Origin of the sequence: Frigoribacterium sp. NBH87 (genome assembly GCF_014217665.1) — a bacterium.
GTDB classification, from domain to species: domain Bacteria; phylum Actinomycetota; class Actinomycetes; order Actinomycetales; family Microbacteriaceae; genus Frigoribacterium; species Frigoribacterium endophyticum.
On the sequence record NZ_CP043650.1, the window covers coordinates 3,151,794 to 3,166,687 of the forward strand.

A 14,894-nucleotide genomic window follows, 5' to 3' on the forward strand; every position below is an offset into this window, starting at 1 on the left:
CCCCGCCCGACGACACGGCGGCGGGTTCGCGAGAGATTGGTGGAACCGGTCGTTCGTCTGCAACAATGGTGGGTCGAGTCTCCGGTCGCCCGACCCTCTAATCAGGTGGCCGCCGAGACCTCATAGAGCTTCCGAGCCGAGTGTGCCCCCACGCTCACGGCTAGCAACTCGCCCACATCACATCAACAGGAGAATTGTGGCTGTCAAGATCCGTCTCAAGCGCATGGGCAAGATCCGTGCACCGTACTACCGCATCGTCGTCGCCGACGCGCGCACCAAGCGCGACGGTCGTGTCATCGAGGAGATCGGCAAGTACCACCCCACCGAGGAGCCCTCGTTCATCGAGGTCGAGTCGGAGCGCGCGCAGTACTGGCTCAGCGTCGGCGCGCAGCCGACCGAGCAGGTCGCCGCGCTGCTGAAGCTCACGGGCGACTGGGGCAAGTTCAAGGGCGACGCCGACGCCGTCAGCACCGTCAAGACCAAGGCCCCCAAGGAGGCCTTCGTCGCCGACGAGAAGAAGAAGCCGGTCCTCGTCCCCAAGTCGGAGAAGCCCGCCAAGGCCGAGCCCGCCGAGGCCCCCGCCGCCGACGACGCCGAGACCACCGAGGCGTAGTCAGTGCTCGCACCTGCACTCGAGCACCTCGTCCGGGGGATCGTCGATCACCCGGACGAGGTGCAGGTCGTGGAGAAGACCTCTCCTCGGGGCGACGTCCTCGAGGTGCACGTCCACGCTGACGACCTGGGCCGCGTCATCGGTCGCGCCGGTCGGACGGCGAAGGCACTCCGCACCCTGGTCACGGCCCTGGCCGACGGCAAGCGCGTGCGGGTCGACGTCGTCGACGGCGACCTCTAGGCCGTGAGCACGAACGACAAGACCCAGCTCCGGGTCGGGCGCCTGACCAAGGCGCACGGCCTGAAGGGCGCGCTCAAGCTCGAGCTCTTCACCGACACTCCCGAGCAGCGCTTCACCCCCGGCTCCTCCTTCACCCTGCAGGTGCCCGAGACCAGTGAGTGGCACGGCCGGAGCATCACGCTCACCGAGCTCCGCTGGTACAACGGCCACCCCGTCGGCTTCTTCGAGGGCGTCGACGACCGCACCGCCGCCGAGTCCCTGGTCAAGGCGATCCTCTGGGTCGACCAAGACCTGGACGAGCTCCCCGACGAGGACGACGCCTGGTACCACCACCAGCTCGTCGGCCTCCGGGTCGAGCGTGACGGCGTCGAGGTCGGGACCGTCTCGCGCGTCGACCACCTCCCCGCCCAGGATTTGCTCGCCGTGGCGACGCCCGCGGGCGAGGTGCTGGTGCCGTTCGTGACGGCGATCGTGCCGAGCGTCGACATCGAGGCGGGCGTCATCACCGTCACCCCGCCGGCGGGTCTCTTCGAGGAGCTCGTCGACGACAGCTCCGACGACGAGTCCGCCGCGTCCGTCGACACCGGCGACGTCGAGGGTGAGAGCCCTGACGACGCCGTGGGCGAGGCCCCCGAGGCCGACCGCGCCGACGACGGCAGCTGACGATGCGCATCGACATCGTGTCGATCTTCCCGGAGTTCTTCGGGGTGCTCGACATCTCCCTGCTCGGCAAGGCCCGTCAGCAGGGCCTGCTCGACGTCGCCGTGCACGACCTGCGCGACTTCACCCACGACCGGCACCGCACCGTCGACGACACCCCGTACGGCGGCGGTGCCGGCATGGTGATGCGGCCCGAGCCCTGGGGTGAGGCCCTCGACCACGTGCTGGGCGACGAGGCGAGCCCCGAGACCACCACGCTGATCGTGCCCTCGCCGGCGGGCACGCCCTTCACGCAGGCCCTCGCCCGCGAGCTGGCCGTCGCCCCGCACCTCGTGTTCGCCTGCGGGCGCTACGAGGGCATCGACCAGCGCGTGGTCGAGCACGCCGCCGAGCGCGTGACCGTCCGCGAGGTCAGCCTCGGCGACTACGTGCTCAACGGCGGCGAGGTCGCCGTGACGGCGATGGTCGAGGCGATCGGTCGCCTCGTGCCGGGCGTCGTGGGCAACCCCGAGAGCCTGACGGAGGAGAGCCACGAGGGTGGCCTCCTCGAGTACCCCAGCTACACGAAGCCCGCGAGCTGGCGGGGCCACGACGTGCCCCCGGTGCTCCTCAGCGGCAACCACGGCGCCATCGCGACCTGGCGCCACGAGCAGCAGGTCGCCCGCACCCGGCGCGTCCGCCCCGACCTGCTCGGCGAGTAGCGCGCCCCGCTCAGCCGCGGGCGGTCAGCACGAGCGGGCCCTCGGCCGTCACGGCGACCGTGTGCTCCGCGTGCGCGGCCCGCGAGCCGTCGGCGCTCCGCAGCGTCCAGCCGTCGGCGTCGGTGACGATCTCGTCCGTGCCGAGCATCAGCCACGGCTCGATCGCGATCACGAGGCCCGGCCGGAGGGGCCAGCCCCGCCCGGCGCGGCCGTCGTTCGGCACGTGCGGGTCGCCGTGCATGGTCGTGCCGACGCCGTGGCCGCCGAACTGCAGGTTGACGGAGAACCCGGCACCGCGGGCGACGTCGCCGATCGCGGCCGAGACGTCGCCGAGCTTGCCGCCCGGCTGCGCGGCCGCGATCCCGGCCTCGAGCGCCCGCTCGCAGGTCTCGATGAGTCGGCGGTCGTCCGGCGTCGGCTCGGCGCCGACGACGAACGAGACCGCGGAGTCGGCGACCCAGCCGTCGACGGCGCAGGCGAAGTCGAGGCTGAGCAGGTCGCCCTTCCGCAGGCGGTACCGGTGCGGCAGACCGTGCAGCGCCGCGTCGTTGACGGAGGTGCAGATCACCTTCCCGAACGGGCTGGCCCCGAACGACGGGTGGTAGTCGAGGTAGCTGCTCTCGGCCCCGCGCTCGCGGATCATGTCGTGGGCGAGGGCGTCGAGGTCGAGCAGGTCGACGCCCGGCGCCGCGGCCGCCCGCGTCGCCTCGAGGACGGAGGCGACGAACGCCCCCGCCGGTCGCATGCGGTCGATCTCGTCGGGGGTGCGCAGCTCGATCATGCAGCCATTCTCCACCGTCGTTCCCTAGCCTCGACCGCATGGTGCTGCGTCGAGTCCTCTACCGCCTCCTCTGGCCCGCCGTCGTGGTGCTGCCCCTGTGGGTCCTGCTCGGCCGTGCGGCCTTCGGGGTGCCCCTCGGGGCGCAGGTGCTCGGCCAGATCGTCCTCGTGCCCCTCCTGTTCGTCGCGCAGGCGGCCGCCGTCGGCGTCGTGGTGGCGCGACGGAGCGTGCGCCGGGCGCGCGCGGTCTCCTGGCTCGACGCCGGCCTCCTGCTCCTGACGTGGCTGGCCCAGCTGGCCCTCGGCTTCTTCCTCGTCGACTCCGTGGCCGGGTCGCGGCCGGCCTCGGCGTTCACGCAGCTCGCCGGCGACGGCCGGGTCGACCTGTCGACGGCGCTGTTCGCCGTCTCCGCCGTCCTGACGATCCTGGGCGGGCTGGGCCTCGCGGTCGCCGCGGTGCGGCAGTTCGTGCAGGAGGCGCGGGGCCGGGTGGCCGCGTCGCTGGCCGACCTCGACCGCCTCGCGTCCGGCGCCGCGGGGCCGACGCCTCCTCGCGGGGGCCCGGCCTCCGACGACGCCCCGGTGATCACCATCACGCCGCGCTCCTGACGCGGTGGCGGCCCAGCGTCGACCTGTGGCACACTTGACGCTTGTGCCTGCGCACGACTCTGCCACAGGGGAGTCTGCTCTCGTCAGTGCACGACCTCTTTCATCACCTCGGGTGCCCCGCACCCACGAGCAGCAGTCGACCTGTGGCGGTTGCAGAGAGCGAACCACCATGCACATCCTCGACGCCGTCGACGCAGCCACGCTGCGCAGCGACATCCCCGACTTCCGCGCCGGCGACACCGTCAAGGTGCACGTGAACATCATCGAAGGCACGCGCTCGCGCGTCCAGGTCTTCCAGGGTGTCGTCATCGGCAAGCAGAACGAGGGCGTCCGCGAGACGTTCACCGTCCGCAAGGTCAGCTTCCAGGTCGGCGTCGAGCGCACGTTCCCCGTGCACTCGCCCGTCATCGACCACATCGAGGTCGTCAGCCGCGGCGCCGTGCGTCGCGCGAAGCTCTACTACCTGCGCGAGCTGCGCGGCAAGAAGGCCAAGATCAAGGAGAAGCGCGACCACTGACCCGGTCCGCACGTCCTTCCCTGAGCTCCCCGCCCTATACGATGGCGGGGAGCTCAGGCGGTTAAATGACAGACGACACATCCTCGCGGCGCCTCCTGCGCCGCCCCGGTCGCGGTGGCGACCAGAAGAAGCGCGGCACCCTGACGTTCCTCCGTGACGTCCTGGTCATCTTCCTGGCGGCGCTGCTGATCTCCTTCTTGATCAAGACGTTCCTGATCCGCTCGTTCTACATCCCCTCGGGGTCGATGGAGAACACGCTGCAGATCAACGACCGCATCATCGTCAACGAGCTCGTGCCCGACGTGGTCGACGTCAAGCGCGGCGACGTCGTGGTCTTCACCGACCCCGGCGGGTGGCTGGAGGGCACGGCCCCCGTCACCACCGCCTCCGGCAACCCCCTCGGCGACGGCGTCTCGTGGTTCCTCACGCTGGTCGGGCTCGGCACGCAGGACAGCAACGACCACCTCATCAAGCGCGTCATCGGACTGCCCGGCGACACGGTGTCGTGCTGCAACGACTTCGGCCAGATGTCGGTCAACGGCGTCCCGCTCGACGAGCCCTACGTCACCCTGCCCCCGGGCGTCGACCGCGTCTCCGGCGACGACTTCTCGGTCACGGTGCCCGCCGACTCGCTCTGGGTGATGGGCGACAACCGCTACAACTCGAAGGACAGCCGCTACAACGGCGACACCCCGAGCCAGGGCTTCGTGCCGATGAGCGACGTCGTGGGCCGCGCCTTCGTCATCAGCTGGCCCGCCGCCCGCTGGACGTGGCTCGACGACTACCCGGCCGTCTTCCGCGGCACGGAGCGCGAGGGCGAGTGATGGCGGTCGTCGACCCCACGCTCGACCTCGAGCGCGAGCTGCACGCGGCCGGCGCCACCTGGGTGATCGGCTGCGACGAGGTCGGTCGGGGCGCCATCGCCGGGCCCGTCGCCGTCGGCCTCGGCGCGGTGCACCTCGAGTGCGGCGAGATGCCCGTGGGGCTCCGTGACTCGAAGCTGCTGAGCGAGAAGCGTCGCGAGGCGCTGTACCCGACGGCGACGTCCTGGGTCCAGGCGCACGCCGTCGGCCTGGCCGACGCCCGCGAGGTCGACGAGATCGGCATCGTCGCGGCCCTCGGCCTCGCCGGCCGGCGGGCGCTCACGGCGCTGCACGAGGCCGGCGTCGGCATCATGAGCTCCGTCGTGGTGCTCGACGGCAACCACGACTACCTGTCGCCGGCGCTCTCCACGCCGCCGCGCATCACCACGCGGGTCAAGGCCGACCGCGACTGCGCCTCCGTCGCCGCGGCCTCCGTGATCGCCAAGGTGCACCGCGACCGGATGATGATCGCGGCCGACGACGAGCACCCCGGCTACGGCTGGGCGGGCAACAAGGGCTACGGGTCGACCGCGCACTACGCGGCGCTGACCGAGCTCGGCCCGTCGCCGCTGCACCGCCTGACCTGGCTGCACTGAGCCGTCGGGTCGCCGTGCCCGCGCGGGGCCGCATCCACGGCGACGGCCCCCTCGGCGCCGCTGCTCGTGCCGTCCAGGGCGTGCGGGAGGCGCGGGCGCGGCCGCGTAGGATGGTCCCTCGATGGACGAGGACGAGTTCGAAGACTACGACCGAGAGGTCGAGCTCGCGTTGTACCGCGAGTACCGCGACGTGGTGTCGCAGTTCCGCTACGTGGTCGAGACCGAGCGGCGCTTCTACCTCGCGAACGAGGTGGAGCTCGTGCGCCGCGACACCGAGCACGACTTCTACTTCGAGCTGACGATGAGCGACGTCTGGGTCTGGGACGTCTACCGCTCCGACCGCTTCGTGAAGTCCGTGCGCGTGCTCACCTTCAAGGACGTCAACGTCGAGGAGCTCACCGCCCGCGACCTCGAGCTGCCGAAGGAACTCGCGCTCGACGAGTAGGGCGTCCCTCCCCAGGCCGGGCCGGGGGCGCGTCGTCCCCACGACGTGACCGGGCCCCGTGGGCTCGACCCGCGCCTCCGCCAGTCTCCTCGCAGGAGGTCGACATGGCGGAGAAGGACGAACTGGGGCGGCGCGGCGAAGACGTGGCCGCCGAGTTTTGCGAGGCACAGGGGCTGCGGGTGGTCGACCGCAACTGGCGGTGCCTCGAGGGCGAGATCGACCTGGTCGCGCTCGACGGCGACGAGGTGGTCGTCGTGGAGGTCAAGACCCGCTCGGGCACGGGCTGGGGCACGGCCCTGGAGGCGGTGACGCCGCAGAAGCTCGCCCGGCTTCGACGTCTGGCGGGGGCGTGGTGCCAGGAGCACCCGGGGGTGGGGCACGGCGTCCGCATCGACGTCGTCGGCATCACGGTCGAGCGGTGCCGCGGGCACGAGCGCATCGAGCACGTGCGCGGGGCCGGCTCGTGAGCATGGGGCGCACGCGCGCGGTCTCGCTCCTCGGGCTCGACGGTGCCGTCGTCGAGGTCGAGGCCGACCTCGGCCAGGGGCTGCCGGCCTTCATGATCATCGGGCTCCCCGACGCGTCGCTGGGGGAGGCCCGCGACCGCGTGCGGGCGGCGGCCTCGAACGCCGGGTGCCCGCTGCCCTCCCGCAAGCTGACGGTCAACCTGTCGCCGGCCTCGCTGCCGAAGCACGGGTCGTCGTTCGACCTGGCGATCGCGGTGGCGGCCCTCGCGGCGGCCGACCTCGTCGAGGCCGAGTCCGTCGCCCGGGTCGTGCACGTCGGCGAGCTCGGGCTCGACGGCAGGCTGCGGCCCGTCGACGGGGTCCTGCCGGCCGTCGTCGCGGCACGCCGGGCGGGCGCCGAGATCGTCATGGTGCCGGCCGACAACGCCGACGAGGCGTCGCTCGTGCCCGACGTCCGCGTCGTCGCCGTGGTCGGGCTCCGCGACGCGGCGATCTGGCACGGCGCCGACCTCGCTCCCGAGCCGGCCGAGCCGCTCCGCCGGTCGACGGTGGCCGCCCCCGCGGGGGCCGTCCCCGAGCTCGCCGACGTCATCGGCAACTCCGACGCCGTGCAGGCTCTCGTCACGGCGGCCGCCGGCGGGCACCACCTGCTGATGGTCGGGCCGCCCGGGGCCGGCAAGAGCATGCTCGCCGCGCGTCTGCCCGGCCTGCTGCCCGACCTCGACCTCGAGGCCGCCCTCGAGGTCAGCTCGATCCGGTCGCTCTCGGGGCTGCCGGTCGGCAGCGAGCTCGAGCGACGACCGCCGTTCGAGAGCCCGCACCACACCTGCAGCGCGGCCGCGCTCGTCGGCGGCGGCAGCGGGGTGCTGCGCCCGGGGGCGGCGTCGCGGGCCAGCCGCGGCGTGCTCTTCCTCGACGAGGCGCCCGAGTTCGCGCAGACCGTGCTCGACTGCCTCCGCCAGCCGCTGGAGTCGGGCGAGACCGTGGTGCACCGGTCACGGGCGGTCGCGCGCTTCCCGGCCCGGTTCCAGCTCGTGGCCGCCGCGAACCCCTGCCCGTGCGGCCAGTGGGGCTCGCGGGAGGGGGAGTGCACCTGCTCGCCCCACCAGCGCCGGCGCTACCTCGCGAAGCTCTCCGGCCCGCTGGTCGACCGCATCGACGTGCAGCTGCGCGTGGCACGGATCAGCTCGGCGCAGTTCCGGCTCGCCGAGACCACGGACGTGCTCACCACCGCCCAGGCGAGGGAGGTGGTCGAGGAGGCGCGGGCGAGGGCCCGGCACCGGCTGGCCGGCACGCCGTGGCGCCTGAGCTCGGAGGTGCCGGGCGCCTGGCTCCGGGGCCCCGGCCGTCGGCTGGCCGTCGCCGACTCGGCGCCGATCGACCGGGCGCTCGAGACGGGGGCCCTCACCATGCGGGGCTACGACCGCGTGCTCCGCCTCGCCTGGACCCTCGCCGACCTCGACGGGGTCGGTCGGCCCGGCCGGGGCCAGGTCGCCCGGGCCCTCGGGCTGCGGAGGTCGCTGTGAAGGCGCTGCTCGACGCCACCGGCGACGACCTCGCGCGGCTCGTCCGGCCCGCACGGGCCTGGGTGCCCGGGGGCGACTCCGACGAGGCCGGCCTCGACGTCTTCGCCCGAGCCGCCTGGTCGGGCATCGCGGAGCCGGGCGACGCCGTCGCGGGCCTCGCCCGCCGGGGCCTGGGGCCGGCGGTCGCCCTCCGGCTCGCCGTCGAGTCCGTCGTGGAGCGGGGCGGCGGCGGGGCCGGGCGCGGTCTCGAGACCGCGCTCCGCGACTCCCCGGCGGGCGACGACCTCGGCCGGTTCTCGGTCGACGCGGCCCTGCGACGCTGGGCCCCGCGTCTCCAGCGGTGGCGCGCCGAGGCGTCGCTGCGCGCCGCGGAGGCCCTCGACATCCGCCTGCTCGTGCCGGGCGACCCCGGCTGGCCCGCCGAGCTCGACGAGCTGGGCGACCACGCGCCCGCCGTCCTCTGGCTCCGCGGCGCCGGTGAGCTGCCCGCCCCGGCCGCGTCGGTCGCCGTGGTGGGGGCGCGGGCGGCGACGTCGTACGGCGAGACGGTCGCCGCCGACCTCGGCAGCGGCCTCTCCGACCGGGGGCTGACCGTCGTCTCCGGCGGGGCGTACGGCATCGACGGCTCGGCCCACCGCGCGGCCCTCGCGGCCGAGGCCGCGACGGTGGCGGTGATGGCCGGCGGGGCCGACCGCTTCTACCCCGCCGGGCACGACGAGCTCCTCCGTCGGGTCGTGCGGACGGGCCTCCTCGTCGCGGAGGCGCCGTGCGGCACGACGCCGTCCCGCTGGCGGTTCCTGCAGCGCAACAGGCTCATCGCCTGCCTCACGGCGGCGACCGTGGTCGTCGAGGCCGGCCGTCGCTCGGGCTCGCTGAACACCGCCGGCCACGCGCAGGTGCTCGGGCGCCCGGTCGGCGCCGTGCCCGGCCCCGTCTCGTCGCCGTCGTCGGCGGGCTGCCACGCGTTGATCCGCTCGGGGCTCGCCGCCTGCGTCACGGGCGTCGACGACGTCCTCGAGCTCGTGGGCCCGATCGGGCGTGGCGTGTCGACAGGTCACGGCGCAGGAGGCGCGGGTCCGGCCCCGGAGGTCGTCGACCCCCGCGTCGTCCGCGTCCAGGACGCCCTCAGCCCCCGCGTCGAGCGCACGACCGACGAGGTCGCGGCGGCCTCGGGGCTCGGCGCCGACACGGTGCGGGGGCTCCTCGCCGAGATGGAGGTCGACGGCCTGGTCGTCGCCGGGCCCGCGGGGTGGCGGAGGAGGGGCCGCGCGCGTGGGTAGCCTGGCGCGGTGACGACGACGAGACGCGCGGCGGGCCCCGGCGGGGCGGGGCGCCCGTGACGGCCCTGCGCGTCGACGTCGACGCCTTCGTCGAGCACCTGCGGCACGCGCGGGGGCTGAGCGAGAACACCCTCCGTTCGTACCTCTCCGACCTCGCCGACCTGCTCGCGGTCGCCGGGCAGCGGCTGGGCCGGGAGCCGCAGACCGCCGACGTCGACCTCGAGCTGCTCCGCGACTGGCTCTGGCGCGGCACGGAGGCCGGCCTCGCGCGCACCACCCTCGCCCGCCGGTCCGCCAGCGCCCGGGCCCTGACGCGGTGGCTGGAGGAGACCGGGCGCACAGGTGTCGACGTCGGCCTCCGGCTCCGCGCCCCGAAGGCCGAGAGCCACCTGCCCCGCGTGCTGACGACCGCGCAGACCGAGTCCGTGCTGACGTCGCTCGCCGTCCGGGCCGAGGCCGACGACGCCGTGGCGGGGCGCGACCTCGCGGTCGTCGAGCTGCTCTACGGCTCGGCGCTGCGCGTCTCCGAGCTCGTCGGGGCCGACCTCGGCGACGTCGACCTGGACCGCCTCACCGTCCGCGTGACCGGCAAGGGCTCGCGTCAGCGGGTCGTCCCCTTCGGCGTCCCCGCCGCAGAGGCCCTGCACCGGTACCTCACGCGGTCCCGGCCCGTCCTCGCGGCCCGCGCCGCCGCCCGCGCCGGAGCCGCTGCCCGAGCCGGAGCCGACCCAGCCGCCGGCGCCGGGCCCGCGGGCGACGCCTTCTTCCTCGGCGCGACCGGCGGCCGGCTCGGCACCCGCGCGGTGCACCGCCTGGTGTCCGGCCTGCTGTCCGACCTGCCGGGCAGCGGCCCGTCGGGCCCCCACGCCCTCCGGCACACGGCGGCGACCCACCTGCTCGACGGGGGCGCCGACCTCCGTGCCGTGCAGGAGATGCTCGGCCACGCCAGCCTGGGCACCACGCAGATTTACACGCACGTCTCGACCGAGCGACTCCGCGAGAGCTACCGGACGGCCCACCCCCGCGCCTGACCGACCCGGCGGCCTCAGCCCTGCACCTCGTCGTGGCGGGTCGGCAGCAGCACGCTGGCCCGGCCGAGGCCCAGCATCATCAGCGGTGAGACGTACTCGCCGTCGATCCGCGCCCCCAGGTGGACGCACGAGGCGGTGCAGCCGTGGCCGGGCTCGAGCACCCCTACGGCCTGGCCCCGCTGCACGACGTCGCCGGCCCGCAGCTCCGTGCTCACGGGCTCCATGCTGCTCAGGACGCCGCCCGCGTGCCGGAGCGACAGCACGGGGCGGTCGACGACCGTCCCGGCGAAGTGCACCACCCCGTCGTCCGGGGCCGACACCGCGCCTCCCTCGGTCATCGCGAGGTCGACGCCCCGGTGCCCGGGCGACCACCGGTGCTCGGGGGCGACGAACGGACGGAGCACGAGGTGCGGCTCGGGCACGGGCCACGACCACGGGACGGCCGGGCCGGGCCGTGCCTCGGCCGCGACGGGCCGGGCGGGACCGCCGGCGAGGAGGATGACCGCGAGCAGGAGGGCCGGGAGGGCGGCCCCCCTGGCGGCTCGCGCCGGCTCCCGGCCAGACGACACCTGTCGGACGGACGGGGGGCGAGGGGAGGAGGCGCGGGTCTGCATGCACAGATCGTGCACGACGTGCGGGGATTCACAGCGAGGCGTAGGGTCCCTCTGTGCACGAACACCCGGTGCACGACGATGTCGGGGGAGTGTGGTCACGAGCCCGCCCTCCGTGGATTTAAGGAGAACCGTGTCGAACTCGGCGCAATCGTCAGCAACAGAGAAGAAGCTGAACAGGCGGGTGACGGCTCTCGCGATCGCCGCGGCCGTGGGTGGCTTCCTCTTCGGATTCGACTCGTCCGTCATCAACGGCGCGGTCTCCAGCATCACCGACGAGTTCGGCCTGACGGAGTTCGCCTCCGGCTTCGCCGTCGCGTCGGCGCTCATCGGCTGTGCCATCGGCGCGTACGTCGCCGGCCGCCTCGCCGACAAGATGGGCCGCATCAAGGTGATGCTCATCGGCGCCGCGCTCTTCCTCATCAGCTCGCTCGGCGCCGCCTTCGCGTTCGCCGTCTGGGACCTCGTGCTCTGGCGCGTCATCGGCGGCCTCGGCATCGGCATCGCCTCCGTGATCGCCCCGGCCTACATCTCCGAGGTGTCGCCGAAGGCCATCCGCGGTCGTCTCGCCTCGTTCCAGCAGCTCGCCATCACGCTCGGCATCTTCGTCGCCCTGCTCTCCGACCAGCTCTTCGCGGTCACCGCGGGCGGCGCCTCCGAGCCCTCCCTCTTCGGCCTCGCCGCCTGGCGCTGGATGTTCCTCGTCGGCATCGTGCCCTCGGTCGTCTACGGCGTGCTCGCCCTCCGCCTGCCGGAGTCGCCCCGCTACCTGGCCGGTGAGGGCCGCGAGGACGAGGCCAAGACCGTCCTGAAGGGCATCGTCCCCGCGGAGACCGTCGACACGAGCCTCAAGGAGATCACCGACTCGATCAAGACCGAGGCGGAGCTGGAGAAGAAGTCGAGCATCCGCGGCGACCGCTTCGGCCTGCAGCCCATCGTCTGGGTCGGCATCATCCTCGCCGTGCTCCAGCAGTTCGTCGGCATCAACGTGATCTTCTACTACTCGACCACCCTGTGGCAGGCCGTCGGCTTCCAGGAGAGCGACTCCTTCACGATCTCGACGATCACCTCGATCGTCAACGTCGTCGTCACCTTCGTCGCCATCGGCCTCGTCGACAAGGTCGGTCGTCGACCGCTGCTCCTCATCGGCTCCGTGGGCATGTTCGTCAGCCTCGCCGTCACCGCCCTCGCCTTCAGCCAGTCCGTGCCCGGCGACGGCGGCGACCCGCAGCTGCCCGGCGCCTGGGGCCCCGTCGCGCTCGTGGCCGCCAACCTCTTCGTGGTCTCGTTCGGCGCCACCTGGGGCCCGCTCATGTGGGTCCTGCTCGGCGAGATGTTCCCCAACAGCATCCGCGCCACCGCGCTGGGCGTCGGCAGCGCCGCCAACTGGATCGCGAACTTCATCGTCACGGTCTCGTTCCCGTCGCTCGCCGCGGTCAGCCTCACGCTGTCGTACGGCATCTTCGCCGCCTTCGCCCTCATCTCGTTCTTCTTCGTGCTCGCGAAGATCCCCGAGACGAAGGGCCGCAGCCTGGAGGAGATGGGCATCTCGGCCGTCGAGGGCGGCACCGCGAAGGGCGCCTCGGGCGCTCGCCGCTGACCTCGTCACGACCCCCGTCGGGAACGCCCCGTCCGCTCGTCGGACGGGGCGTTCCGTCGTGCGGGGCGGGGCGGGGCGGGGGAGGGCCGGCGTCGACCCGGGCCTCCGTCGGGGGCCCGTCGCCGCCCCCTGCCCGTGCTCCGTCGGTGCTACGATGAACACGCAGTCTGCCTCGCAGACTGACTTCGCGTGCCCGTGCGTCCATGACGCACCGTCCCCGAGCAGCCTCCCTCACGGTCGGCCGCTCACGGACGACACCGGCCTCCACCCCCACTCGGTCCGTCACGCACCACCGGCACGTCAGTGCCGCGGTGCCGACGGCGGGGGCGTGCCCGGGCACCAGGCAGGGGCGACCGACCGGTCGCCCGGACGAACCGACACCGGCACGCCTCCGCGCGTGCCACGAAAGAGGAGAACGACCATGGCCGTCGTCACCATCCGCCAGCTGCTCGACAGCGGCGTCCACTTCGGACACCAGACCCGCCGCTGGAACCCGAAGGTGAAGCGATTCATCCTCGCCGAGCGCTCCGGCATCCACATCATCGACCTCCAGCAGTCGCTCGGCTACATCGACAAGGCGTACGACTTCGTCAAGGAGACGGTCGCCCACGGCGGCACCATCCTCTTCGTCGGCACGAAGAAGCAGGCTCAGGGCTCCATCGCCGAGCAGGCGAACCGCGTCGGCCAGCCCTTCGTGAACCAGCGCTGGCTCGGTGGCCTCCTGACCAACTTCCAGACGGTCTCGAAGCGCCTCGCCCGCATGAAGGAGCTCGAGGACATCGACTTCGACGACACCACGCAGGGCTTCACCAAGAAGGAACTGCTGATCAAGAAGCGCGAGCTCGACAAGCTGCACAAGACGCTCGGCGGCATCCGCAACCTGACGAAGACGCCGTCGGCCCTCTGGGTCGTCGACACCAAGAAGGAGCACCTCGCGATCGACGAGGCCAAGAAGCTGGGCATCCCGGTCATCGGCATCCTCGACACGAACTGCGACCCCGACGAGATCAACTTCCCGATCCCCGGCAACGACGACGCCATCCGCTCCGTCGGCCTGCTGACCCGCATCGTCGCCGACGCCGCCGCCGAGGGCCTGGTGCAGCGTCACCAGAAGCCCGAGGACGCCGACGCTCCCGTCGAGCCCCTCGCCGAGTGGGAGGCCGAGCTGCTCGCGCAGGGCGAGGCCAAGGCCGCCGACGCCGCCGCCGAGGCCCCCGCGGCCGAGTCGCTCCCCGTCGCGGAGAACGACGCCGACGCGCAGGTCGCCGAGAAGCCCCTGGGCGAGCCGGTCGTCGAGCCCGTCGCCGAGGCCACCGAGGCCACGGCTGCCGAGCCGGCCGACGCCGACGCCAAGTAGTCCTCCCCCCTTCCGACTCCACGAAAGGAAGCCAGCCAATGGCCAACTTCACCGCAGCTGACGTCAAGACCCTCCGTGACCGCCTGGGCGCGGGCATGATGGACAGCAAGAACGCCCTCGTCGAGGCGGACGGCGACCTCGAGAAGGCCGTCGAGATCCTCCGCGTCAAGGGGCTCAAGGGCGTCGCCAAGCGCGAGGGTCGCCAGACCACCGCCGGGCTCGTCGCCGCCAAGGCCTCCTCGGGCTACGCCACGATCATCGAGCTCGCCAGCGAGACCGACTTCGTCGCGAAGAACGAGAAGTTCATCGCCCTCGCCGACTCCGTGCTCGAGGCCGTCTCGGCCGCCGGCGCGAAGGACGCCGCCGAGGGCAACGCCGCGGCGATCGGCGGCCAGACCGTCGAGGCCTTCGTCAACGACGAGGCCGCGCTGATGGGCGAGAAGGTCGAACTGCGCACCGTCTCGCACATCGAGGGCGACGAGTTCGCGATCTACCTGCACAAGACCTCGAAGGACCTGCCCCCGCAGGTCGGCGTGGTCGTGGGCTACACGGGCTCCGACGCCGAGACGGCCCGCTCGGTCGCCCAGCACATCGCCTTCGCCGCGCCGACGTACCTGTCGCGCGACGAGGTCCCCGCCGACCAGGTCGCCAAGGAGCGCGCCATCGTCGAGGAGACCGCGAAGAACGAGGGCAAGCCCGAGGCCGCCCTGCCGAAGATCATCGAGGGTCGCCTCACCGGCTTCTTCAAGGAGATCGCCCTGCTCGACCAGGCCTACGCGAAGGACAACAAGCTGTCCGTCGCCAAGGTCGTGGAGCAGGCCGGCATCGAGATCAAGGGCTTCGCCCGGGTCAAGGTCGGCGCCTAGCAACACCCTGACGGGGCCTGAGACGAACGCGTCTCAGGCCCCGTCGCCGTGTCCGCGGTCCCTCACGACAGGGAGGCGCGGCCGGCCGCCGCGGTCCGGCACGCCCGCCGTGACTCGCTACCCTGGCTACGG

The 14,894-nt window shown here is 73.2% G+C and carries 18 protein-coding genes; 16 read left to right on the top strand and 2 right to left on the bottom strand.

Annotated features, from left to right (window positions below; translation table 11 throughout):
• Positions 1-196 precede the first annotated feature (196 nt).
• Genes rpsP through trmD form a run of 4 tightly spaced genes read left to right on the top strand, consistent with a single transcriptional unit; the run spans position 197 to position 2,214 of the window.
• Entirely contained in the window at positions 197-613 is a 417-nt protein-coding gene (gene rpsP / locus F1C15_RS14670; protein ID WP_056053584.1) for a 30S ribosomal protein S16, read from the top strand.
• A gap of 3 nt (positions 614-616) precedes the next feature.
• On the top strand, positions 617-853 hold the full coding sequence (locus tag F1C15_RS14675; RefSeq protein WP_056053586.1) for an RNA-binding protein: 237 nt from the start codon (positions 617-619) through the stop codon (positions 851-853).
• A 3-nt stretch (positions 854-856) separates the two neighbouring features.
• Positions 857-1,516, top strand: a complete 660-nt coding sequence (gene rimM, locus F1C15_RS14680; RefSeq protein ID WP_082514291.1) for a ribosome maturation factor RimM — start codon at positions 857-859, stop codon at positions 1,514-1,516.
• A 2-nt stretch (positions 1,517-1,518) separates the two neighbouring features.
• A complete protein-coding gene (trmD, locus tag F1C15_RS14685) occupies positions 1,519-2,214 on the top strand; it encodes a tRNA (guanosine(37)-N1)-methyltransferase TrmD (protein ID WP_185232047.1) in 696 nt (231 codons plus the stop codon).
• 10 nt (positions 2,215-2,224) lie between these two features.
• Here the strand turns inward: trmD and map are convergent, their stop codons facing one another.
• Positions 2,225-2,995 carry a type I methionyl aminopeptidase gene (gene map, locus F1C15_RS14690; RefSeq protein ID WP_056053590.1) on the bottom strand — a complete coding sequence of 257 codons (771 nt, stop codon included), beginning with the start codon at positions 2,993-2,995 and terminating at the stop codon, positions 2,225-2,227.
• Positions 2,996-3,033: 38 nt separating this feature from the next.
• Between map and F1C15_RS14695 the strand changes: the two genes are divergently transcribed.
• From F1C15_RS14695 to F1C15_RS14735, 9 genes are all read left to right on the top strand, one after another.
• Complete coding sequence (locus F1C15_RS14695; protein ID WP_185232049.1) at positions 3,034-3,603, top strand: hypothetical protein; 570 nt, start codon at positions 3,034-3,036, stop codon at positions 3,601-3,603.
• Between the two features lie 169 nt (positions 3,604-3,772).
• The gene (rplS, locus tag F1C15_RS14700; protein WP_185232051.1) at positions 3,773-4,120 is read left to right on the top strand and encodes a 50S ribosomal protein L19; all 348 of its coding nucleotides are present in this window, start codon (positions 3,773-3,775) and stop codon (positions 4,118-4,120) included.
• 65 nt (positions 4,121-4,185) lie between these two features.
• Complete coding sequence (gene lepB, locus F1C15_RS14705; RefSeq protein ID WP_185232053.1) at positions 4,186-4,944, top strand: signal peptidase I; 759 nt, start codon at positions 4,186-4,188, stop codon at positions 4,942-4,944.
• On the top strand, positions 4,944-5,579 hold the full coding sequence (locus F1C15_RS14710; protein WP_185232055.1) for a ribonuclease HII: 636 nt from the start codon (positions 4,944-4,946) through the stop codon (positions 5,577-5,579). Before lepB ends, F1C15_RS14710 begins: the two co-directional genes overlap by 1 nt.
• Positions 5,580-5,700: 121 nt before the next feature.
• Positions 5,701-6,024, top strand: a complete 324-nt coding sequence (locus F1C15_RS14715) for a DUF2469 family protein (protein ID WP_185232057.1) — start codon at positions 5,701-5,703, stop codon at positions 6,022-6,024.
• A 104-nt stretch (positions 6,025-6,128) separates the two neighbouring features.
• Positions 6,129-6,491 carry a YraN family protein gene (locus tag F1C15_RS14720; protein WP_185232059.1) on the top strand — a complete coding sequence of 121 codons (363 nt, stop codon included), beginning with the start codon at positions 6,129-6,131 and terminating at the stop codon, positions 6,489-6,491.
• Positions 6,488-8,017: a YifB family Mg chelatase-like AAA ATPase gene (locus F1C15_RS14725; RefSeq protein WP_185232061.1), complete on the top strand. Its 1,530-nt coding sequence runs from the start codon at positions 6,488-6,490 to the stop codon at positions 8,015-8,017. Before F1C15_RS14720 ends, F1C15_RS14725 begins: the two co-directional genes overlap by 4 nt.
• On the top strand, positions 8,014-9,297 hold the full coding sequence (gene dprA, locus F1C15_RS14730; RefSeq protein ID WP_255465323.1) for a DNA-processing protein DprA: 1,284 nt from the start codon (positions 8,014-8,016) through the stop codon (positions 9,295-9,297). The genes F1C15_RS14725 and dprA overlap by 4 nt, the downstream gene beginning before the upstream one ends.
• A 56-nt stretch (positions 9,298-9,353) precedes the next feature.
• The gene (locus F1C15_RS14735) at positions 9,354-10,328 is read left to right on the top strand and encodes a tyrosine recombinase XerC (protein ID WP_370543600.1); all 975 of its coding nucleotides are present in this window, start codon (positions 9,354-9,356) and stop codon (positions 10,326-10,328) included.
• Positions 10,329-10,342: 14 nt separating this feature from the next.
• Here the strand turns inward: F1C15_RS14735 and F1C15_RS14740 are convergent, their stop codons facing one another.
• On the bottom strand, positions 10,343-10,897 hold the full coding sequence (locus F1C15_RS14740) for a M23 family metallopeptidase (protein WP_255465324.1): 555 nt from the start codon (positions 10,895-10,897) through the stop codon (positions 10,343-10,345).
• Positions 10,898-11,123: 226 nt separating this feature from the next.
• Between F1C15_RS14740 and F1C15_RS14745 the strand changes: the two genes are divergently transcribed.
• From F1C15_RS14745 to tsf, 3 genes are all read left to right on the top strand, one after another.
• A complete protein-coding gene (locus F1C15_RS14745; protein WP_255465326.1) occupies positions 11,124-12,539 on the top strand; it encodes a sugar porter family MFS transporter in 1,416 nt (471 codons plus the stop codon).
• 421 nt (positions 12,540-12,960) lie between these two features.
• Entirely contained in the window at positions 12,961-13,896 is a 936-nt protein-coding gene (rpsB, locus tag F1C15_RS14750) for a 30S ribosomal protein S2 (protein ID WP_056053623.1), read from the top strand.
• Between the two features lie 38 nt (positions 13,897-13,934).
• On the top strand, positions 13,935-14,762 hold the full coding sequence (gene tsf / locus F1C15_RS14755) for a translation elongation factor Ts (RefSeq protein WP_167258855.1): 828 nt from the start codon (positions 13,935-13,937) through the stop codon (positions 14,760-14,762).
• The last annotated feature ends 132 nt before the right edge of the window (positions 14,763-14,894 follow it).

What these genes read in the sequence shown, in the direction of transcription:
- trmD (WP_185232047.1), top strand. Translation starts at nt 1,519, where the DNA reads ATGCGCATCGACATCGTGTCGATCTTCCCGGAGTTCTTCGGGGTGCTC.
- map (WP_056053590.1), bottom strand. Translation starts at nt 2,995, where the DNA reads ATGATCGAGCTGCGCACCCCCGACGAGATCGACCGCATGCGACCGGCG.
- F1C15_RS14695 (WP_185232049.1), top strand. Translation starts at nt 3,034, where the DNA reads ATGGTGCTGCGTCGAGTCCTCTACCGCCTCCTCTGGCCCGCCGTCGTG.
- rplS (WP_185232051.1), top strand. Translation starts at nt 3,773, where the DNA reads ATGCACATCCTCGACGCCGTCGACGCAGCCACGCTGCGCAGCGACATC.
- lepB (WP_185232053.1), top strand. Translation starts at nt 4,186, where the DNA reads ATGACAGACGACACATCCTCGCGGCGCCTCCTGCGCCGCCCCGGTCGC.
- F1C15_RS14710 (WP_185232055.1), top strand. Translation starts at nt 4,944, where the DNA reads ATGGCGGTCGTCGACCCCACGCTCGACCTCGAGCGCGAGCTGCACGCG.
- F1C15_RS14715 (WP_185232057.1), top strand. Translation starts at nt 5,701, where the DNA reads ATGGACGAGGACGAGTTCGAAGACTACGACCGAGAGGTCGAGCTCGCG.
- F1C15_RS14720 (WP_185232059.1), top strand. Translation starts at nt 6,129, where the DNA reads ATGGCGGAGAAGGACGAACTGGGGCGGCGCGGCGAAGACGTGGCCGCC.
- rpsB (WP_056053623.1), top strand. Translation starts at nt 12,961, where the DNA reads ATGGCCGTCGTCACCATCCGCCAGCTGCTCGACAGCGGCGTCCACTTC.
- tsf (WP_167258855.1), top strand. Translation starts at nt 13,935, where the DNA reads ATGGCCAACTTCACCGCAGCTGACGTCAAGACCCTCCGTGACCGCCTG.